This is a genomic window from Geovibrio sp. ADMFC3, assembly GCF_054687035.1.
In genome coordinates, this window is the sequence record NZ_BAAFZG010000002.1 from 2,885,790 (window position 1) to 2,905,204 (window position 19,415).

Genomic DNA, 19,415 nt, shown 5'->3' on the forward strand with positions numbered 1-19,415 from the left:
TCCCTTCCGGGGAGAAGTCTGCCCTTCGTTAAGAATTCCTGCAAAAAAAAACAGGACGGAGGACATGATGAAAATAACAGATGTGATGCTCAAAACTCTTTGGGCAAAAACAAAAAATAAAGAAAACCGTAAAGAAGAGTTTGTAAAGCTCTTTAAAGTGGAAATTGCCACGATCAGCGGCAAGGAGGCGGCATGAATTCACCGCTGACTGAAGAAAAATTATTCGAATTATGGAAAGAGGCAAAGTCCAGAATGGCGTCTGCTCGCAGGTATAGGTATTGCCCAGCAGATTGCAGGGAAGCAGAGATCCTACCCCTGGAAAACGGTGGATTTGGTCTCGCTTATGTGCGACGCTTCGCTAGGAATAATTGTTGGTATTTCACAGCAATTGTTTTTGATGGAAGCCTTTTTTGGCTTATATCGGATCATGAAATGCTGAAGCTGAATAAAAAGCAAATTCAGCACTACGCCGAAAGCAAAGCGATTGAATGGCCCTCAAAAGGGTCCGCCTCCGATTTTGAAAATCTGCTTATCCGCACTGGAGAGTGGCTGAATGACTCTGAATATCCTACTCTTCCTGGGAAGAGTACGGATAGGCTAAGGACAATAGCGAGTTTGTTTATGGAGGATATAGTCCGTCTCAAGGAACAGTATTTTTGTCTAATCGCCACCAAGAATGTGGAAAGCGATACCGAATCACCCTTCCTGCTTAAAATCAAGAAATATGCTTTCCGTAAGCATGTGCTTGTTGAGGGCGAGAAGGGGAGCGGTAAAACCTATGAGATTGACAAATATGTCAAATCACAAGGGATTGCTTGCGAATTCATCGGTGGTCATGAAGGGGTCGAAAGCATTGACCTCCTCGGACACCTCGTAAAGTTTCAGGATAACTTAATTTGGAAAGATGGTCCTCTGGCGTCAGCTTTTCGTAAAGCAACCGCTGGAACAAAAACCGCTCTCTTTATTGATGAGATGCTTCGCATTCCTTCAAGAGAGCTGAACATCCTTGTTGCTGCTCTCACGCCAAATTCCGAAAATCAGTACGTTCTACGTACTGGTAACATTGTCGGGATCGAAAATGGCGTGGCTGTTGAGGAAACTCTTACAGTGAGTTGCGAAAACCTGTGGGCTGTCGGCACGACTAATGTCGGCGTCGGTTACCAAGTCGACGAGCTTGATGAGGCTCTTGCAGATCGTTTCAGGATTATCCGTAAGGATAATAACAGAGATGAAATCAAGAAAATCCTTATCAATGCTGCCGGAAAGACCAAAAAGGAATTAGTAAAGGGGCTGATGTCCTTTTACGATGTTTTCCAGAGGTTGCGTAAACAAGGACAGATATCCAAGGTGCTCAATCTTAGGCATCTGAAAGAAGTTCTTGAACTGTCCATGAACGAAGAAGAGTTGGTCGAAAACCTGTTTGATATGGCTCTTGTTTGGGTCGAGAGAACTCCCGAAGGGTATCCCGAACCCGAACAGATGCACATTATTGAAAAGGCGATCGGAGACACATTCCCATCTTTTGTATCCTGAGGCGCTTCGATGATTAATATTGTCAAAAGTATATGGCGTGAGATCCTCTTCGAGGACATGCTCGCCTTAGAGAAGTATAGTGTGGGAGTGCATCCCAGCCACAAAACAGCTTTCTGGAGCTGGGCTTTCAAGCCCGCTCCTGGGGAGCATAAAATATTCGTTGGAGCCAATGTTTCTCGGTTAGCCCTTTTTGCAAAGCAGGAACAGCTTGTCAGAGCCATGTTGTATCACGAAATATCTCACAGTCTTTGGACAGAGAAGGATATCGAAGGTACAGATAAATGGTGCAAGACAAATGATGTTCCCTTCCGGCTTTACAATCTTTTTGAGGACGTACGGATAGAAGAAAAGTTTCGCCGTATTTTCAACAAGGATTTTGAGTGGGAGTGTTGTTTGCAAAAGGGTGATCTGCATGTTTCTCCAGAAAACATTCTTTATCTCCTCAAATATTATGGTGGAGACAGGGGAAAGTTAGTAGAGCTCCGAAAAGGAACACTGGTAGAACTGGATCTGGAGGAAGATGTTTCGGGTTATTTCGCGCGCATAATAGCGTGTAAGACATCCGAGGAACTCAGACCCGTCCTCTTGGACTGGTGTAAAGAGTTTCCGGATTCCAGAGACCATTTTCAGCCGGACGAGCAACAGTCAGAAGATATCCTCTCTTCGAAAGAAGCAGAAAGGATGGAGCAGGAATCTCAAAACATATTCGAGGCTCCTGAATCGGATGACATAGGAGATGATATTGCTCTAACGTCATTCTCCGTTGGTAAAATCATGAGTGACAGAAACAGGGGCGGTGCAGCAGACGGTTATGAAAAGTATGTGCCACTTATTGCAAAACTTTTTCAGGAACGTAAAGGCTATCTGTCAACTGAATCGTCACAAAAACGATTAAGTCTGCGGGGATTAAACGGAACATCCGATAAACTCTACCGTAAGAAAATTATCAAGAAACCAGACAAAAAAACAATCAATCTGATTGTTGATACTTCTGGTTCAATGGGAGGTACGCCTATTGCGAATGCACGCGCATTTGCTCTCATTTTGAATGCCTTGGCAAACTCTGGAAAGATCGAAGGTCAATTGATCCTTACTCAGGTGCAGGGCACAAAAGGGGTAACGGAAACAGTTAAGTTTCCTGTCTCTGAAGAAAAAATCCTTTCTATTCCTGCAAACGGCAGCGCCGAGAACATTGCCGGAACAATCAATCTAACTAAACCATTGTTAAAGCGTGCCGATTACAATTTCTTTTTCACCGATGGGGATATCTGTGATGAACCAGTGGATAAGAAACGTCTGGCAAGCGAAGGGATCTATACGTTCGGACTCTATGTCGGAACAAAAAATGTCAATCTGGAACGATGGTTTGATAGAACGATTATTAAGAGCTCTCTCAAAGAACTTATTGATGAGCTTTTAAGAAGGATTAGATAGAGGCAGAAATGAAAACATTAATTTTCCCAACTCTTTTGGTCATTCTGATGGCTCTCTCGGCTATTATGTGTGGCATAGAGGGTAACATAAAGCAATGCCTATATTGGGCATTTGCTTGTGCCCTCAACGCTGTTGTAACTTATATGTAATACACACCCTTGCGGGGGTAGACGCCCCTGCAAGGGGGAGAGGTCTGCCTCCGCTTAAAAATTACCCGCCAAAGAAAGCGGGGCGGAGGATAAGATGGAAACAGTAAAATATACATACGATGTTAACTCCATTGTGGACGCAGAAGTTGAGTACCGCATTTCTGAAGGAGAAGAGGTGGAGCGAGATTCTCTATATGAGGATTTTTACCTCTTTGAACTCGCTATTGATGACTTAGAGGACTCAATTGCTTATGAGCTCAACCAGCGATTCCCTGGCTGGAGATACGGGATGTTTGTATCTCTTGCCAGTAATACCGACTGGCGCGGAAGAAGCGGCTTTAAATTAGTCGATCTTCGTGACAGCAGTGTCAGAGAGCTTCTTGAAAAGGCATCTGGTGGTTTGATCCACCATGCTGACCTTCACTGGTCTGTTGAATTTCATGAAGAAGGCTATTTTGACCTTCATGTGCCTCATCACGATGCAGATACTTGGTGTGAGGTGTGGTTCCTGCCGAAATGGATTGAGTGCGAATCATATTCTAAGCTCTTGTTCTACAGACGGGAGCTGAAAAAAGAAGGGTATGAGGTCGGCAGCAAGAGAGACAAAGCCTCTCTTGCGGAAATGCTCACCAAGGCCATTGAGGACGACTTCGCTTACGTCGGGTACGATAAGTACGGGAATGTTTCGTATCATGTTTATTGATGAAATCTAAATAACCCCTTCCGATGGAGGACGCTCAGTTCTCCGTCAGGAGGTAGTTGCGTCTTCTGTGGAATAGATTATCTAAGGAGATATTATGTATGACGCTATAGAACACAACTGCAACTCTTACGATGAATTTAAGACAGTAAATAAATTTCTTGACCATGAAATAGGCACGGAATACGAGACAGATTTAGAAAATCTTACAATAGTAGTATTCGATCTAACTCCCAAAGAGCTTCAGCAGTTTAATGACTTTTTGAAAAAGCAGGGTTATTTACCTTCAGGGAGAAGATTTCATGCCTAAATTTATTGTAAAGTTAATCCTAGAAGTTAGTGAAGGAGACCTTGAAGCAAAACAAGAACTTCCACCATTTTGGGAATACTGCTCTAATTGTAGTTCAGAAGTTGAAATGAACAGTACGCATGCAGTATGTCCTCATTGTCAAAGCGAACTAATAGGTTGCGCCATTTGTACAAAGGAAAATTGTGGAAAGTGTAGTGACAAAGGAAGTGGTCTTCGCATCGATATTGAAAATTTCGTTTGCTATCACATAATGAGGATCAGAGATTCATTTAAGAAACTAGAAATTGATGAAATAGAAACAACTATATAACCATACCCATCTGCGGGGAAGCAAAAAGCCCCGCATGCGGGCTTATGGTTCCTCCTGAATCAAACGGAGGATAATAATATGTCAATGTCATGGGAAGAAATAGCTGAAGAACGCATGAAAGAGATCCGGAGGCTAAGAGGTGTTGTAAGAGAACTTGAGGAAGAGATTAATAATCTCAAAGTTTCCACTTCTTCTCTTGAAAGCTCCTTCACCCTAATGGATATTGCCGATCGTTTAAACGTCCTGGGGTACGAGCCTTCTGATGGAAAATGCCGCATTGTGGATAAGTATATTACTGAAAACTTTGATGCAGACATAGGCGTTAACTGGAGCGCGATAGACAAGGCTATCATTCAATGTAAAGACAAACTTTAAAATAACCCTGCTGGGGATATTTCCCCGGCAGGGGCGATATCTCCGGTTATGGAAAGGAGGTATCTGTAATGGCTAGACTTCGGTCAGAATTAAAAATGGGGCACTACCCTACGCCCCTAAACATAATAAAACACTTGAAGGCTTTTCGATTTGAACCCACTGCAAAAATTTATGACCCATGCTGCGGTGACGGAAGCGCACTGGCAGCGCTCGCTCCTTCAACGACCATCACATACGGTGTTGAACTGGACTATGAGCGCTTTAGCTCAGCTTCAAAAAAACTTGATGTTGTGTTGAATTGCGACTCTGTCAATGAGGTTCACCTCAAAGGTAATTTCGATTTGCTTTTTCTCAATCCCCCTTACGATTATGATATAAGGGAGAGTGATGAGAGAGTAACACGCACTGAAACAAGATTTTTAAAAAAGAATCTGTCTGCGGTGAGGAAAAACGGGTGGTTGGTTCTGATCATCCCCATATATTCCTTGCAGTGGATGTACAAGCTCCTCTCTCAAAGGATCGAGGAACCTAGGGTTTTCCTTTTCCCTGAAGAAGACTTTCTGTATAAGCAGATAGTTGTTATCGGAAAGGTAGTCTCTGGAGAGGGAAATAATAAGCATTTTGATAGACTCAGAAAAAATATGAGTTTTCTTGAGTCTATAATAAAAAGGGCCAGAGATGATTACGGTTCTTTAAAAAACTTTATCCCTACAACAGAAGAGATAAACGAAATCTTTACTGTTGAAGCAAAAGCGGCTGTAAGTATTTTTGAATCGTTACACATAGATCCTGAAGAGGCTCTTGTGAGCGTTAAAAAATCAAGCTTGTATAACCTTCTTGACAAAATTGACAGTCAGTTCAATCCCCATTCTCGGGGCGCTATAACCCCTTTATCTAACCTTTCTGAAGGTCATCTTGCTATGCTGCTTGCAAGCGGTGTCATGAATGACCGGATTGAGAATCTTGTTCTGAAGGGCAGGGTAAACTCATATCAAAAAACAACGGATGAAGGGGACAAGAGAAGAAGCATTAAGCAATATCAAGTCATTATCAATGCTTTTGATCTTGAAACAGGTGAACTTGTCAAAATTGCTTAGGAGGCAGGGATGAAAAATTATAAGAACGTTAAGTTTGGTGGCACAAACTGCTTTTGCGATGCCTTTATTATGGATGAGCACACCCATTTTATCTCTCTTTACGGCTCGCAAGAGTCTGTAAAAGCCATTACAGCAGGCTTTCTCATCGAAAAAAATGTTATTACATGCGATGAGATACCGTTGAAAAGAGATGATGGAGCAAGCTATTTCCGTAGGCAAGTGCAGTTATCAAGGGCATTGTCGCACACTATCATCTTCAGTTCAGAGATTATCAGTTCAGCTGCAAAGTACCCTATTATTATGGGTTCTTACGATGAGGCTGTACAGAAGTCGTTCACTGTGCTCGACAGGATAACAGATATACCGTTGTTGCCCGGATGGATCAATGACCTCTCGACACTTTTTACAGTCAAAGAGTGTCAGGTTTTTGGTATTGAGAAGGCATTCAGGTTTGTTTTTCCTGAAGATGATGAACTGGTCGCTTTTTTAAAAGAAAACAGACATAGGCTCGCTTTAGCAGCGTAGTTTATGAAGATAACCCTTGCGGGGGTAGACGCCCCCGCAAGGGGAGAAGTCTGCCTCCGTTTAAGATTACCTGCGAAAAAAAGCGGGGCGGAGGATACAATGGCTCTTGTTTTCGACAAAGAAATCAAAATAAGTAATTTTCTCTCTCAGCATGGAGAGAAAATTAAAGCGACTGCATTAAGCAAAATGAAGCCGCTTTATGATAACAGCAATGAAGACCCTCAGGACTTTATGGCTAGAGACAGTCTCAAGAGGCTTAATAGGCTCTCTTATGAACCTCAAAACAAGGCCTCACTGGCTATGCTTAAAGGTTTTAAGCATCATAAAGCTCTTTTTATGGTGGGAGAAATGGGAACAGGTAAAACCCAGATCTCTGCGGCCGTAATTTATGGGCTCATTCAAAAAAATAAGCACAAAAAAGGGTTCAGGACGCTGGTAATGTGCCCCTCTCATCTTGTTGAAAAATGGAAAAGAGAGGTCATGCAGGTCGTACCAGGCGTAAAAGCAAAAATCCTCTCTTCTGTAAATGATATCGCAACAGGAAAGCCAAAAGGTAATGAAGTATGGATACTGTCTAAGGAGACAGCCAAACTTCATTATACTCAGAAGCTGTCCCTTGCAGAGTATGTTACCAACTCCGGTAGATATACAGGTTGCCCGCATTGCGGAGAACCTGTCTCGCTGGATGATGCGAAGGAGGAGCCTTTTTGCAAAGGAAAAATAAAAGTCTCTTCAGGTAAGCATAGAACATGCGGAACCACCTTTTATGCTCCGGCGGACTACCGCAGGTATGCTATAGCGAAGTTCCTTAATAAGAAGAAGGTCAAGCTCGACTTGGCCATATTCGATGAGGTGCATGAGCTGAAGGGGGGTGACACGGCTCAGGGAGAAGCGATGGCTCTGATTACAGGCCTTTCAAGAAAGGTACTGTGCCTAACCGGTACATTAAGTGGCGGTTATGCGAGTAATCTCTTTTACCTTTTATATCGTCTATTCCCTGAAAAAATGGAAAAGAAAGGATATAGAAGGAACTCCGTTTCTGAATTTATTAAGGACTACGGAGTTCTTGAGACGATTGAGACTTTTGTTGATGCGGGACCTGTTGCATCCATAAGAAAACGTAAAGGGGTGCGAACAGAAGAGAGACCGGGGATATCTCCTTCTCTCATTCCGGATTTTCTTCTTGAGGTAACATATTTTTTGAAACTTGAGGAGATGTCAGAGGAATTGCCACCGTTTACTGAAATGGTAAATATCGTGAACATGGATGCGGAGCAGGCTGGCATCTATAGAAAATTTGAAGACCAAATGCTATCACTTGTCAATGGTGGTTTTGGGCGCTCAAGATTTCTTGGTTCTATGATTAACTCACTCCTCTCACTTCCCGACAGAATGAGAGAGGGCGAAAAAATTACAGATCCAGATGATAGAGGCTATGTCGCCGCATCAACCGAAGAATATCATCCTGGAGGTGATGGACTTTTGCCCAAAGAGCGGGAGCTGCTAAACATCATCAATGCTGAAAAAGCAGAAGGACGAAAGGTCTTGATATACCTTGAGAACACAGGGAAACGAGATATACAGCCCTTGCTGTCTGGTATCTTATCATCTCACGGTATAGAAAACATCATACTTAAATCATCTGTTCCTGCGAGAAAAAGAGAAGGGTGGGTGAAGTCACAATTAAGGACTAATCCGAAAATTGATGCAATGATTTGTAACCCAAATCTCGTTAAAACTGGTCTGGATTTGCTGGAATTTCCAACAATTATATATTACCAGACTGGTTATTCGATTTACACTCTTCGCCAGTCGTCTCGCAGATCCTGGAGACTGGGACAAACAAGAGAAGTTCGAGTTATTTATATGGCATATAAAGACACGATGCAGGAAAGAGCATTGAGTCTGACTGCACAAAAGCTTGAAACTTCTCTTGTGTTGGAAGGAGATTTGTCCGATGACGGATTAGTCTCATTGAGCTCAAATAATCAGTCCATGGCCATTTCTCTTGCGAGAGAGCTCCTTGAGCATAGCGATACAGACCTTAGCCAGTATCGCAAATACAAGTATGCCGAGAACAAGAAGCAACCAGTTCCGCTTGAGGACGTTTCGTCGAAAATACCTATGACGGAAGTCAAATCAAAAGGTCAGGTTGTGTCATTCTATAGTGTATTTGATCTTCTGGAGGCCGCAGTATGAGACTCGATGTAATTAAAGAGCTTAAAGTGGAGAAAGAGTATGTGGAAAGTTGAGTTGTTTTATAGAAGCGGTAAGCATATCGTCAAATATTTCGAAAGTATGGAAAGGGCGCAAGCTTATTTCGATATGAAAGAAAAATGCTTAATCGTTTCAACCATAACGATTAATAGACTCTAAAAAACTGGTCAGCACTCATCTGGGTGCTGACCTTTAAACCTCCTATTTGTCGTGGGTACCCCATAGAGGGCGTGAACTTGAAAAGGTGATGGTCTGCCTCCAGCCTTTTCTCATGCCTTCTATGGGTTGCCCACCAAAAACAGATAGGAGGAATATATGGGACACGCAATCATTTCTGAAATGATGAAAAAAATATGGGCTGAGACGGCCGGCATTAAAAACCAAGAACAACGCAAACAAATTTATGCCAGAAAACTGTTTCAGTCTGTTGTCCGGACAAAATCCGGACTTTCGGTGTGAAAGTGGAATCTATGTATAAATACATGGACACAATCCATTTGAACGCCTTTCTTCTGAAAGACCCCGAACCCCTCTTACTGCTTTGCGGTAGGAGGGGTTTTTTTATTGATACCGCAGTATTTCCGTAGTATCTGTTTAACCGTATAATATTGAAACTTCTTGCCTGTAATGGTTTTATAGCCATCATTATTAATCGTTTTCGCTATTTCGGTCAATGAGCTGCCATTTTCATACATCTTACGAATTTGATATATAAGCGGTTTAGGATACTCTCTGCGCTTTTTGCCCAGTATGCGGTAAACGGTGGACGACTGGAATTCAGAGCCCAGTACAGTTTTATGCCCGGTATCATTGAGGAACAATGCAATTTCTTTGTAAGTCATTCCATTCTGCCTGAATTTCGAAGCCAGTTTTTTTATATTCTGGTAATATTCAACACTTTTTTTCTTCATTGCCTCATTTCCGCTTTTTCTGACAGGTTCAGGGACAGGAATTGAAGCACCTATCTTCTTTCCTTTAGCTCTGGCCACAGCGAGTCCTTCTTTGGTTCTTTTACTGATGAGTTCTCGTTCATGCTGCGCCATAGTTGCAAAGATACCAAGTGTTAGTGTATTGAGATCCGGCAGATCGCAACAGACGATACCAACACCAGCTCTATCGAGTTCTGCTTTTAAGTTAAATAGAAACGCTACTTCACGGCTAAGCCTGTCGAGTTTGGCGATAATCAAGTTTGCGCCAGTCTTTTTGCATTGTTCTATCGCTTTTTTAAGCTCAGGACGTTCCGCATTTTTACCTGACTCTTTCTCAGAAAAGACAGATACAATTTCACCACCTTTGGATTGAATAAAATTTTCAACGGCGGCTCTCTGAGCGTCAAGTCCATAATCCTGTTTTTTAGTTGAGACTCGGAAATATCCGACATATTTATTCATTTTTCACCATGAACGAGTCCGCAATTAACATATATTCACAGTCGTCAAAATCTGACCTGAAAGTTTTTAGATTGTAGTTTTTATTCTTTTCTACTACAGCTTTATAAAAGCATTTAATATCTTCGGTTTGTATATCCTCATCCCCGCTGTCTTTGCTCTCGACTTCTGATTCCGTGAGTGGACAGGGTTTTAAAATTATCTGAGGATTATCTTCAAGAATACGCTCCATCAGTAGAGTAGCTACTCCCTCTTTACGATATTTTTTGGACACTTCTAAGCGAGTTAAAAGGAATATTTCTCTATGTCTATTAATTAAATCAAGTGGAATAGCTACAGCTAATTCGTATTCAGACTGTCCAGTTTCCCCGTCTTCCCCGTCAAAGAAATATACAACTTGTTTTTTTAAGACTTCATCAAACATATAATCTGTAGCGACCTTGTATCCAGTCGCCTTTGCAACTATTCCAAGTTTTGCATTAAAGAGCGTGAATTTCTTTCTCAAAACAAAAAAGTAATCTTTTTCGAAAGTTTCGTTAACTGTTTTTAACCATAATACGTTATGGCTAAATTTATTTCTTTTTGCTCCTAACTGATAATCAGGGATACTATCAATGGTGATATTGACAGGATTGCCTGGAGACATTTCATCATCAATATTTAAAATATCTAAAATATCCTCGTTACGCTCTATTGAACCCGAAAGAAAAAAGTTCTTAGCTTCTCTTCTTAATTTTCTAAATTTCATATTAGCCTCCGTCTAACCATAAAATAATCTATAAATATAATATTTCAATACAAAAACGACCATTTCTGAATTGAAATATTACTTGGAAAATGATTACGATCTGACATTGTTAACCTATATTTTGCGTTCTAAGAGGATATGTTATGATTTAAAGGGGTAGAGTTGCGAGATGCGTTTCCCTTCGCTCTCAAGTATAATAAAAAGCCCATCTAAGATGACAGGCTATAGAGGGATATTTTTTATTTAATCAGAGAAATTGCGTATATCTTTATTCATCTTCTCTCTACCCAGAAGGATAACTTAATTATTGCAAACGCTGCAGCCAATGCAATGATTATCAGGCCATTAAAGAATAAGAAAATAGGTGCACTCCTCAGCACTGCTTCTTTAAATGAATTCGAGGCTGCGTATGTTCCTACAAATCTCATGAGAGTAGTGCCAAGGCAGGCACCCCATAGAATTAATGCCACATTAGTCAATAATGTTTTGATTAATTCCTTATTTGCAACAACCTCTCCTGACTCAAGTTCGATTGAATCAGTATCTCCATTGAGAGTGACAGATATTTTACCAATAACAGAATCTTGCTTAATACCATCAATAATAACTTCTCCGTCACCAGAGATAGATACACTATTTCCTCTGTACGATTTACCATTAATAACGATCGTGTTATTAGAGCCTTTCATATTACTCGTTAAAACATTAGAATTAATATTAAATTGTTTGCCTATCATCAGTTCAACTCCTGCAATTCAATTATGTGTTAATTGTTCAAATTTGCTCATTCATTCTCATTAATACTGTAGTTTTCTGAGTCTTTAGGAAACGGTGTCCAACGTACTACAGGATTATTCTCTGGGTGGTCAAAGAAAATCCACTGTTCTACCTCTTTGCAGTATCGTCTTTTGACTATATCTCCATTCTTATGTTCGACAATAACCTGTTCCCTTTCTGTCGGAATTCTTTCTGGATATTTGTGCCAACAAACAGCTTCTTGCAGAGCAATCTTCAGTTCTTCCACTTGTTTTTCAAGTAGGGTGTTTTTTAGACAAAGAGCATCATATGAGCAAGGATCAAGAAACCGCAGATTGATAGAAAAAGCCCAATATCCGAAATCCTCAGAGTCGTCTATCTCACCAATGCATGCAACATCGGGGTCATTGCCAATACGAATACTCATTCCATCGTCTTCATTGTGATTAACAATTATGCCGCCCAAATGGTTCTTATCTGACCACGTCATATCACACAGAGCAAGGATGTTGATATCTTCCCATAGGACTTGTCCGTCATGTTCTTTTATAAACTCCCCGATCATCTCCCATAATCTCTTATAATCCGTACTCCACGGATAATGGCCAAAATCTTTCATTATTTCTCTCCTTTATAGTCCGCAATTTGCCTTACCAAACGTTTTATGCGGGGTTCAAAGCTTACGGCTCCGGAATTCATTTCCTGCTGAAGCTCCTGCAAAACGCTGAGTTTGATTTTCAGAGCACTGATTTCGTCTTCTCTGAGATTACGCCCTTTTCGCTCCGTATCTCCGGTTCCCCAGCACTCATCGCAAACATCTGTGGTCATGGCACAACCGGCAATCGTTCCCGGGCGGCTTCTCCATGTAGACGTATTTGAATAAAGAAAAACGCCTGAGCCGCTGCACTTAGAGCATAAGGTATGCTTTGTGACAGCCTTGAAATGCTCTTCCAATCTTTTAAGATTCTCTATACCACCGGCATCAAGAAAAGCCTTGATATCCGGACGAAACTCCAATGTGTATGCTTCGGGATCACAAGCGTTTTGATGCAGAGTCACATATCCGAGGAACAAGAGATCAAATGTCCGCTCATGCTTCGACCAGTTTTTTCTGAACCACTTTATGAACCCTTTTACCCTTTCTTCATAGTCATAAGATTTGTTTTCAAAGGCATTTACCCATTTTGCAAACTTACGGATAAAATTATCAGCAGCAGTCAGTTTTTCATAATTCTTAATTGCAGGCATTTTCATGTCAATCCTCCAATGTCTCAAAGTGTAGCTACTCCCGTCTTTTTTGAGCTTCTTTATTAAGCTCTTCCAGCCGTCTATTGTATTTTTCTTCAATCATTTTGAACAAATCATCAGCCCCGTGCTTGTGTAAATGGTCTTTGAGCCAAAGCAAGCTTTCAACCGTATCGTGAGCGTTAACATCAAGGATATTTCTTATTTTCCATGTAATTCTCGCTGCTTTGAACAGAAGAATTGTGTCTTTAAATATATTAAACTGGAATCTATAAAAAAAATAGACTATGGATAAGGCTGCTACGCTTGAAAAAACAAACATAATACCTGTGCTTGTAAACATGAAATAAAGATCAAAAACAAACATGATTAACGGAAAATAACCCAACAAAATAGTTAACAAAAGTGTATTAAAAAAGCGCTTCGTTTCAGGTAGTCTAAAAAAAACGATCACTTTATTCTCTTTTAAACGCATTCTTCATTCTCCAGTTCATTGATAAAGTCTTCGATTGTAAGCCCTTTAGGACGTAAGTGTGGCTTTTCGCCTTTGAGACTCGCAACAATTTTTTCGCACTGCTCTGTGCTTTTCTCCACTATGACGGCTTTTCTGCCTGTATTACGGGCGGCCTTAGCCACATTACCTGAGCCGGCATATCCATCATAAACAGTGTCGCCTAATTTGGTGTGTGTGAGTATTAGATACTCGTACAACTCTATCGGTTTCTGGTTTGTGTGTATCCTATCTGAGCTGTCGTTGTTAACGACGGGGCAACTAATAAGGAGCTCCGGAAAGTCCTCAATAACATTGAAGGGGAAACGATCTTTAGCTCCAGTCCTGCTTTCTACCGGAACTGTTCTGTTGAAGATGTTACTTTCCCTTGAAACAGCAAAATTCTGAGGGAGACCCTCTGACATTTGAGGATAGTAGGGGGGCGTTGTGTTGCAAAAAACAGGAAAATGCTCTATCACCCTGAGAGGTTGGTTCTTTTTGTTCAGGTGGTTTGTTCCTTTGTTTTTCCGCCAATGCCACGCAAAACGGAAAGGCACTGTTGATGTAGCCATAGCTTCAGCGCAGCCGACAAGGTTTATACTGAATGTGATAACGGCTGTCTTTTTTGAACAATTGCGAATCATTTGCCAAAATTCATGCCAGCTTATCCCAATATCCCATTTTTGCTCAGTACACCCATACGGAGGATCAGTGAGAACCATATTGGCCTGCAAACCAAGCTCTTTAGCAATCTCAAAACAGTCGGCATTGTAGAGCGTAACGAAATCGTCTTGATAGAAGGGAACCGGCTGCCTCATGCTTTTACCCTGCAATCGAGAGTACGAAACGAATTCGTTTCAGGGCACCAATATTCACTACGGCCGGAAACAAGGTCTTCACCGCTTAAAAGAATAGGAGCCCATTCGAGATATTTCTCTCTCGTCCTGGGATCTCTGAAGAATTTCAGGAAGTCGCCTTTTTTATAGTTGGACAGGTTGTAAATTCTGTACGGCTCTGATTCATTTAAAGGGATTTCTATAGTCGCTCTTTTATCCGGTTCGCTCGTGTCCCACCAGCCACGGCAGTTCAACTTTCTCAGCCATGAAAAAACAATGGTCCTCCCGTTTTTACCGTTCCGCACTTTTTCGCAGGCTGACAGTACAGAAGGGCCGGGATTTCCCCTGTTTTTAAGCATACTGACGACCCACCTGTCTGTTCTTCTGTTATTAAAGTCCCATGCGCTTCCGGTCCTGTTAAGATATTTCTCGTATTCCTTCTCGACCCACATTTCGTACTGGCCGTAAAAAACATCTCCTGCCTTGACTGTGGAGTTGAGCCCTCTCAGATACTCTTTGATTGAAGGCGGCTCTGCACCGTTGTAAATAGCTCCGTGAGAGGTTATAAGATTGATATGCTCAAAGGCCTTAAGGCGTTTGAGGGAAATGCGGGGAATAGGCTGGAGCACTGCGGAGCGGTCAAGCAAACCCTGAAGGATTACAAAAAATGTATTTTCCTTTGAGAGTTCGTTAAACACGTAATCTGAAACCTCGTCGAAGTACAGATAGTCCGCATCGAACCTCTCATAAGTATCAGGACTGTAGTGGCCTTCTTCATAAAGACTTACCGTCCTCAGGTTTCCTCCATAATCATAAAAGAACTCAATTACTGCCTCTTCGTTCCAGCTTCTGTTCATCGCCGGACCTTCAGGCTCGTAACTGCCAAAAAGCTCTTTCTGGCGGTATACGGTCTTTTTACCTTCCCATGTTTCCCAAAGGTTACGGAGAGTTGTTTCATCTTTGAATTCAGCCTTCTTGACACTGCGCATCCACAACTCTGCCTTTACAAAAAGCTGAGAGTTTACATCCCAAGGGATCGTTCTCTTTTCATAGAGGAATTCACCGAATTCGAAATCAGTGCTCAACAGCCAGAGATTCTCACCGTTTCGGACATAAAGGAAGGTCAACTTATCCTGCTCTTCAAGTTCGATGCGCACCCAGAGGTCTAATTTGTATTTTCTTTCTTTAGTTTTTCTTCTTACCTGAAACGCAACTATAGTTTTCGGAAACGGTAGAATTCTTTCAAAGTTTTCCGGTTTGCAGAGCCACTTATTAAAAGCATGTATGTCTTTGAATTCCATGCCGCCGTCGCTGTAACTAAGCAGGGATTCCTCATCCATGTAAAGGAGCTGCTGAAAGATGTTGATTTTTTCGTCTATGTTGGCAGGCTTTCCTTTTCTGACATGGAGAAGCTCTTCTGTAAGCCCCGCATAAAGAGAGATTGTCTCCAGCTTGCCCTGTATTTTCTTTATCGACTCTCCCACAGGTTCTAACGATGCTTCAAGACCTATCATATTCGCAGACATCCATGCCGAAAGAATGGATATTTCTTTATGAATCAGTTCTTTCGTTGCAGGATATGTTTTATCCCTGAACTCAAGAAGTCCTTCTTTATACTCTTCAAGAACGGTATCAGTGGAATGTATGGCCAGCTCAGTTGATGCAGAATCGGACTGTTCCTGTTGACTGTCGAGCTTCATAAGCCCGAGCCCGGCACTTTTAAGCTGGAGCTTGCCTAAAGCTGTCTGTATCATTTCCTGCTTCCTTCCTACAAACTTCTGAATTATCTTTGCGCTATCTAGCTCTATGAAGCACCGCATATCAACTTCGGCAGTCATAAGGCGAAGGCTTGATCTTGAAGAAGTTGTGCGTGGGGCCTCAAAGTCCACCGCATTGCTGTTGATGTTCGTCACGGTGAACAGGGAATATATCTTTCCATCGATTACCTTGGTTACATGAGCATTGTATTTCGAGAGTTCTTTGGCGTTGCCTTCTGTGGGCAACCAGTACCAGTCGCCTACTTTGAACGGCGCCGGCTCTTCTGTGCCTATATCGAACTTTTCATCATGGGAAACTGTAATGTTTTGCTTTTCCATAACATACTCCTTACTGAGCAGTGTTTATAAAATCTTCCACAGTTAAGCTGTGAGAAGGCTGGTAATTCATTATTAAAAGCTCCGTCTGGCAGGGTGCTCATTAAATGGATATTTTCAAATTCCACGCTCTGCCTCCAATTTTATTTATAAGCTCATTAATTGCCCTTCTGAGGGCATCTTAATTCGCCACTGTCTGCCAGTAAGTCTGGTTAACCCGTTTGCTGTTTCTGTGAGAAACCTATGGTATTCAGTCGATTGAGGGATGCTTCCTTTAACCACAACACAAACAGTATTGTTTTCGTTATCTAGAATGATCGATACTTCACTCATGCGTATTTCCCTCCTTTGACTTTTCAGGCTTAAAATTCTCACAAGGCTTTTCATCATACCTAACCAAGAAGCCCTTATTGACTCCACTCCAACACTCTCCGCAAGATGATAAACGCTGCCCACGGAAGAGCATTGGATAGTAGTTTTCACAGTCGCAGCATGTCTCATTCATTGGCTTCTGTCGCAACTTCTGATATGTGGCCATAGTCGCCGGATTCCCCTACTTTAAAACCTTTTCCGCATCCAAAACACTCAACGAAATACGTTATGCTTGAATCTTCTATTGAATATGTATTAAAATCACCGTTATCGTCTAAGTCTCCGAAGGCTGAAATTATCTGCGGAGAGGAAATTTCACCGCCGCATTTTTTACATTTAAAACGACTCATGAGTGCTGCTCCTTGACGTTGTTTTTAAGCCATTCATTAAACTTAGCTTTATCAAGGTATCCTTTGTCGATATACCATTGACGGGCTTTGGGAATATTTCTTATAAGCCATCTCGCAACTGCGAGGTGAACTGTCGCTTTATTGCCATGTTTTCTGTATGCAACGCTCAAAACACGGTGACACTGAAAAAGATTGTATACTCCAATCCCTTGACCATCTTCGTATAATGAAATTTTTTTACCTTCCAGTACCTCTCCAAACGGTAGCGGTACTTCTTCAACTGTTGGAGCAGGGATAAGAGACTTTTCATTACCGAACAGATTTTTCCCACGCTCAATAATTTTCGGAGTTTCCTCTTTTTCAAAAGTGTCGGCGTTATTCCACTCCTGTGCCCAGTTGAATACACTCTCTATTCTCAACCCTATATCGTAGGCTTTCTTTGAGATTTCGTTGTTTGCAACTATCCTTTCAATCAACTCCACAGTGACCTCCGCTTATGTTTCTTAATTTCGTTTGATGTTCATTAAGAGTCCTAAGGCGGTCATCACAAACTCTGAACTCGTCCTTGAGTTCAAGGATTCTTCTTTCAGTGGACGTTATTCCTATTTCCACATCCTCTTGAGCCCACTTGATGACCAAATCCCTGTTTGTTGAATACATATTGTCGTACATCAAACAACCGTCGTGAGTTATGTTCGGCCAGCCGAGCGTTTCACACCTTTTTTCGATAATCTCACTCCCCTTATATGTGAAAACGGTAATAGAGTCCTCAAAGCTGTCGGAAACCTTAATAAGATCAAAAATTTCATCTTTGCTAGTGAGAAGCAGCGCAGGATAAAACCTCTCTAAAAACTCAGGAAAAGTTTTATGCACTACTATATTACCGATTTCCACATTGATGACTGCAAGTTCATGTACATATGGAGAACCGATACATATGCCTTTTGATGTTACCTGAACGATATGTTCTATTTTGAATTTCTCTTTTAATGCTTTCCACCCCATCATGTACCGTCCTGTGTTCACGAGGCTCATTGAACCAGAGCCCCGTTTTGCTTATCAACTTTACACTTGATTTTACTAGGTCAAACTTTTTGATTCTTCATCAGTTTTTACATTCTTATCCTCTGTTATCGCTTGTCCAATCCATTCGGGAAGACCCATTCCGGCAGACTTAAAAACTTCGTTCAGAGGGGGAACGCTCTTCATTAGACCACTGAGAAAATCAGGAACCGCGCCGTTTCCATTTGCTCCAGTACCGCCGTCCCACACGACAACTTTGTCGATTTTGATACCTTTTATAGCTTCAACCTGTATCTTTGTGAGTTCAGGCAGCTTATCGACCATCATAAGCATAAATGCCGCTTTAGGATCTCCGCCTGCCGCTTCAACTATCTTCTTCAACCCTTCAGCCTGTTTTTCAAGCATGGCTTTTACGCCATCAGCTTTTAATTCCAGTTCTTTCTTTGCAGCTTCTCCTTTACCTTGTCCGTCCAGAGCCATAGCTTCCGCCGCCGCTGTTGCATCAATGACTGTTTTTTGTTTGTCTGTCTCTGCCGGAATAATAGTTTCTGCTTTCAGACGAGCTTCTTCTTTGAGCGCACGTGCTTCTTCCGCTTGCTGTTCAGCTGCATATGCTTCTTCAAGAGCTTTCGCTGCTTGAACTTTTTCAGAGGCTTCTGAAGCTCTGAGTGCTACAGCTTCGGCTATTTTTCTTTCTGAATCGGAATTAGCAATCGTGATTTTTGCGGCGTTCTCTCCCTTTATTGCTTCTGACTCAGCTTCGGCTACGCTTACTCTTTCTTCACGTTTAGCTTCTGCCTGACCAATGGCACCGGTTTTTTCCTGATTTGCAACATCAACTCTGGCTTTATTGATAGCTTCTGCGGTGGCTTTCTTGCCTAAAGCATCAATGTAACCGTTGGCGCCGTCTGTGATATCCTTGATGTTGACATTGATCAGCATCAAGCCGATCTTATTGAGCTCCTTTTCAACGTTTTCAATAACAGCTTGTTCAAACTTTTCCCTGTCTTCGTTGATCTCCTCAATCCCCAGAGTGGCTATAGTTGCTCTGAGCTGCCCGAAAATAATTTCCTCAGCATTTTCTTTGATCTGTGCCTCGTTCATAGAAAGCAGCCTTTCTGCGGCCGCTTTCATTATCTTGGGTATATTGGAAATACCTATTGTGAAGCGGGAAGGCACGCTCACGCGGATATTCTGTTTAGACAGAGCTCCATCCAGGTTGATGTCTATCTGAATGGGTTTCATATCCAAGAAAGAATATTTCTGGATGACCGGAACGATGAATCTTGCGCCGGAGTGCTGGCATACTACAGTTTCACTGCCGCCGACTTTACCGTAGACAACAAGAATCTTATCGGATGGTACGGTTACGTAGTATTTGAGGAACGTGATTACGCCCACAAAAAATACAGTTGCGATAATTCCTATGATTATCGCTGCATAAGACAACATTTCAAAGCTCAT

General features: G+C 41.8%; 23 protein-coding genes. 10 read left to right on the forward strand and 13 right to left on the reverse strand.

Features of this window, described 5'->3' with window-relative positions; translation table 11 throughout:
- The first annotated feature begins 64 nt into the window (after positions 1-64).
- From ACYRYY_RS14070 to ACYRYY_RS14115, 10 genes are all read left to right on the forward strand, one after another.
- The gene (locus ACYRYY_RS14070; RefSeq protein ID WP_460216227.1) at positions 65-196 is read left to right on the forward strand and encodes a hypothetical protein; all 132 of its coding nucleotides are present in this window, start codon (positions 65-67) and stop codon (positions 194-196) included.
- A 236-nt stretch (positions 197-432) separates the two neighbouring features.
- Positions 433-1,533, forward strand: a complete 1,101-nt coding sequence (locus tag ACYRYY_RS14075; protein WP_460216228.1) for an AAA family ATPase — start codon at positions 433-435, stop codon at positions 1,531-1,533.
- A 9-nt stretch (positions 1,534-1,542) separates the two neighbouring features.
- Complete coding sequence (locus ACYRYY_RS14080; protein ID WP_460216229.1) at positions 1,543-2,967, forward strand: hypothetical protein; 1,425 nt, start codon at positions 1,543-1,545, stop codon at positions 2,965-2,967.
- 243 nt (positions 2,968-3,210) lie between these two features.
- Positions 3,211-3,819 (forward strand): hypothetical protein, encoded by a 609-nt coding sequence (locus ACYRYY_RS14085; protein ID WP_460216230.1) that lies wholly within the window; start codon positions 3,211-3,213, stop codon positions 3,817-3,819.
- Between the two features lie 94 nt (positions 3,820-3,913).
- A complete protein-coding gene (locus ACYRYY_RS14090; protein ID WP_460216231.1) occupies positions 3,914-4,126 on the forward strand; it encodes a hypothetical protein in 213 nt (70 codons plus the stop codon).
- The gene (locus ACYRYY_RS14095) at positions 4,119-4,436 is read left to right on the forward strand and encodes a hypothetical protein (RefSeq protein WP_460216232.1); all 318 of its coding nucleotides are present in this window, start codon (positions 4,119-4,121) and stop codon (positions 4,434-4,436) included. The genes ACYRYY_RS14090 and ACYRYY_RS14095 overlap by 8 nt, the downstream gene beginning before the upstream one ends.
- Positions 4,437-4,514: 78 nt before the next feature.
- On the forward strand, positions 4,515-4,811 hold the full coding sequence (locus ACYRYY_RS14100) for a hypothetical protein (protein WP_460216233.1): 297 nt from the start codon (positions 4,515-4,517) through the stop codon (positions 4,809-4,811).
- A gap of 68 nt (positions 4,812-4,879) precedes the next feature.
- A complete protein-coding gene (locus ACYRYY_RS14105) occupies positions 4,880-5,908 on the forward strand; it encodes a DUF6094 domain-containing protein (protein ID WP_460216234.1) in 1,029 nt (342 codons plus the stop codon).
- A gap of 9 nt (positions 5,909-5,917) precedes the next feature.
- Positions 5,918-6,433, forward strand: coding sequence for a hypothetical protein (locus tag ACYRYY_RS14110; RefSeq protein ID WP_460216235.1), 516 nt, complete (start codon positions 5,918-5,920; stop codon positions 6,431-6,433).
- 3 nt (positions 6,434-6,436) lie between these two features.
- Complete coding sequence (locus ACYRYY_RS14115) at positions 6,437-8,632, forward strand: SNF2-related protein (protein ID WP_460216236.1); 2,196 nt, start codon at positions 6,437-6,439, stop codon at positions 8,630-8,632.
- Between the two features lie 551 nt (positions 8,633-9,183).
- Here ACYRYY_RS14115 and ACYRYY_RS14120 read toward each other — a convergent pair.
- The 13 genes from ACYRYY_RS14120 to ACYRYY_RS14180 form a co-directional block, all read right to left on the reverse strand.
- Complete coding sequence (locus ACYRYY_RS14120; protein WP_460216237.1) at positions 9,184-10,041, reverse strand: recombinase family protein; 858 nt, start codon at positions 10,039-10,041, stop codon at positions 9,184-9,186.
- Positions 10,034-10,786, reverse strand: a complete 753-nt coding sequence (locus ACYRYY_RS14125) for a hypothetical protein (protein ID WP_460216238.1) — start codon at positions 10,784-10,786, stop codon at positions 10,034-10,036. The genes ACYRYY_RS14120 and ACYRYY_RS14125 overlap by 8 nt, the downstream gene beginning before the upstream one ends.
- 272 nt (positions 10,787-11,058) lie before the next feature.
- On the reverse strand, positions 11,059-11,523 hold the full coding sequence (locus ACYRYY_RS14130) for a hypothetical protein (RefSeq protein WP_460216239.1): 465 nt from the start codon (positions 11,521-11,523) through the stop codon (positions 11,059-11,061).
- 47 nt (positions 11,524-11,570) lie between these two features.
- Positions 11,571-12,161, reverse strand: coding sequence for a hypothetical protein (locus tag ACYRYY_RS14135; protein WP_460216240.1), 591 nt, complete (start codon positions 12,159-12,161; stop codon positions 11,571-11,573).
- On the reverse strand, positions 12,161-12,796 hold the full coding sequence (locus ACYRYY_RS14140) for a hypothetical protein (protein ID WP_460216241.1): 636 nt from the start codon (positions 12,794-12,796) through the stop codon (positions 12,161-12,163). Before ACYRYY_RS14140 ends, ACYRYY_RS14135 begins: the two co-directional genes overlap by 1 nt.
- 28 nt (positions 12,797-12,824) lie before the next feature.
- Complete coding sequence (locus ACYRYY_RS14145; protein WP_460216242.1) at positions 12,825-13,262, reverse strand: hypothetical protein; 438 nt, start codon at positions 13,260-13,262, stop codon at positions 12,825-12,827.
- Complete coding sequence (locus ACYRYY_RS14150) at positions 13,253-14,095, reverse strand: DNA methyltransferase (protein ID WP_460216243.1); 843 nt, start codon at positions 14,093-14,095, stop codon at positions 13,253-13,255. Before ACYRYY_RS14150 ends, ACYRYY_RS14145 begins: the two co-directional genes overlap by 10 nt.
- Positions 14,092-16,209: a hypothetical protein gene (locus tag ACYRYY_RS14155; protein ID WP_460216244.1), complete on the reverse strand. Its 2,118-nt coding sequence runs from the start codon at positions 16,207-16,209 to the stop codon at positions 14,092-14,094. The genes ACYRYY_RS14150 and ACYRYY_RS14155 overlap by 4 nt, the downstream gene beginning before the upstream one ends.
- Before the next feature lie 144 nt (positions 16,210-16,353).
- Positions 16,354-16,707 (reverse strand): hypothetical protein, encoded by a 354-nt coding sequence (locus ACYRYY_RS14160; protein WP_460216245.1) that lies wholly within the window; start codon positions 16,705-16,707, stop codon positions 16,354-16,356.
- Positions 16,704-16,928, reverse strand: a complete 225-nt coding sequence (locus ACYRYY_RS14165) for a hypothetical protein (protein ID WP_460216246.1) — start codon at positions 16,926-16,928, stop codon at positions 16,704-16,706. The genes ACYRYY_RS14160 and ACYRYY_RS14165 overlap by 4 nt, the downstream gene beginning before the upstream one ends.
- Positions 16,925-17,410 carry a hypothetical protein gene (locus ACYRYY_RS14170; protein ID WP_460216247.1) on the reverse strand — a complete coding sequence of 162 codons (486 nt, stop codon included), beginning with the start codon at positions 17,408-17,410 and terminating at the stop codon, positions 16,925-16,927. The genes ACYRYY_RS14165 and ACYRYY_RS14170 overlap by 4 nt, the downstream gene beginning before the upstream one ends.
- Positions 17,397-17,963, reverse strand: a complete 567-nt coding sequence (locus ACYRYY_RS14175; protein ID WP_460216248.1) for a hypothetical protein — start codon at positions 17,961-17,963, stop codon at positions 17,397-17,399. Before ACYRYY_RS14175 ends, ACYRYY_RS14170 begins: the two co-directional genes overlap by 14 nt.
- Positions 17,964-18,008: 45 nt before the next feature.
- Positions 18,009-19,415: a flotillin family protein gene (locus ACYRYY_RS14180; RefSeq protein ID WP_460216249.1), complete on the reverse strand. Its 1,407-nt coding sequence runs from the start codon at positions 19,413-19,415 to the stop codon at positions 18,009-18,011.

Excerpts from the sequence above, each read along its gene's own strand:
- ACYRYY_RS14070 (WP_460216227.1), top strand. The coding sequence starts at position 65 with ATGATGAAAATAACAGATGTGATGCTCAAAACTCTTTGGGCAAAAACA.
- ACYRYY_RS14075 (WP_460216228.1), top strand. The coding sequence starts at position 433 with ATGCTGAAGCTGAATAAAAAGCAAATTCAGCACTACGCCGAAAGCAAA.
- ACYRYY_RS14080 (WP_460216229.1), top strand. The coding sequence starts at position 1,543 with ATGATTAATATTGTCAAAAGTATATGGCGTGAGATCCTCTTCGAGGAC.
- ACYRYY_RS14085 (WP_460216230.1), top strand. The coding sequence starts at position 3,211 with ATGGAAACAGTAAAATATACATACGATGTTAACTCCATTGTGGACGCA.
- ACYRYY_RS14090 (WP_460216231.1), top strand. The coding sequence starts at position 3,914 with ATGTATGACGCTATAGAACACAACTGCAACTCTTACGATGAATTTAAG.
- ACYRYY_RS14095 (WP_460216232.1), top strand. The coding sequence starts at position 4,119 with ATGCCTAAATTTATTGTAAAGTTAATCCTAGAAGTTAGTGAAGGAGAC.
- ACYRYY_RS14100 (WP_460216233.1), top strand. The coding sequence starts at position 4,515 with ATGTCAATGTCATGGGAAGAAATAGCTGAAGAACGCATGAAAGAGATC.
- ACYRYY_RS14105 (WP_460216234.1), top strand. The coding sequence starts at position 4,880 with ATGGCTAGACTTCGGTCAGAATTAAAAATGGGGCACTACCCTACGCCC.
- ACYRYY_RS14110 (WP_460216235.1), top strand. The coding sequence starts at position 5,918 with ATGAAAAATTATAAGAACGTTAAGTTTGGTGGCACAAACTGCTTTTGC.
- ACYRYY_RS14115 (WP_460216236.1), top strand. The coding sequence starts at position 6,437 with ATGAAGATAACCCTTGCGGGGGTAGACGCCCCCGCAAGGGGAGAAGTC.
- ACYRYY_RS14120 (WP_460216237.1), bottom strand. The coding sequence starts at position 10,041 with ATGAATAAATATGTCGGATATTTCCGAGTCTCAACTAAAAAACAGGAT.
- ACYRYY_RS14125 (WP_460216238.1), bottom strand. The coding sequence starts at position 10,786 with ATGAAATTTAGAAAATTAAGAAGAGAAGCTAAGAACTTTTTTCTTTCG.
- ACYRYY_RS14130 (WP_460216239.1), bottom strand. The coding sequence starts at position 11,523 with ATGATAGGCAAACAATTTAATATTAATTCTAATGTTTTAACGAGTAAT.
- ACYRYY_RS14135 (WP_460216240.1), bottom strand. The coding sequence starts at position 12,161 with ATGAAAGATTTTGGCCATTATCCGTGGAGTACGGATTATAAGAGATTA.
- ACYRYY_RS14140 (WP_460216241.1), bottom strand. The coding sequence starts at position 12,796 with ATGAAAATGCCTGCAATTAAGAATTATGAAAAACTGACTGCTGCTGAT.
- ACYRYY_RS14145 (WP_460216242.1), bottom strand. The coding sequence starts at position 13,262 with ATGCGTTTAAAAGAGAATAAAGTGATCGTTTTTTTTAGACTACCTGAA.
- ACYRYY_RS14150 (WP_460216243.1), bottom strand. The coding sequence starts at position 14,095 with ATGAGGCAGCCGGTTCCCTTCTATCAAGACGATTTCGTTACGCTCTAC.
- ACYRYY_RS14155 (WP_460216244.1), bottom strand. The coding sequence starts at position 16,209 with ATGGAAAAGCAAAACATTACAGTTTCCCATGATGAAAAGTTCGATATA.
- ACYRYY_RS14160 (WP_460216245.1), bottom strand. The coding sequence starts at position 16,707 with ATGAGACATGCTGCGACTGTGAAAACTACTATCCAATGCTCTTCCGTG.
- ACYRYY_RS14165 (WP_460216246.1), bottom strand. The coding sequence starts at position 16,928 with ATGAGTCGTTTTAAATGTAAAAAATGCGGCGGTGAAATTTCCTCTCCG.
- ACYRYY_RS14175 (WP_460216248.1), bottom strand. The coding sequence starts at position 17,963 with ATGAGCCTCGTGAACACAGGACGGTACATGATGGGGTGGAAAGCATTA.
- ACYRYY_RS14180 (WP_460216249.1), bottom strand. The coding sequence starts at position 19,415 with ATGAGCTTTGAAATGTTGTCTTATGCAGCGATAATCATAGGAATTATC.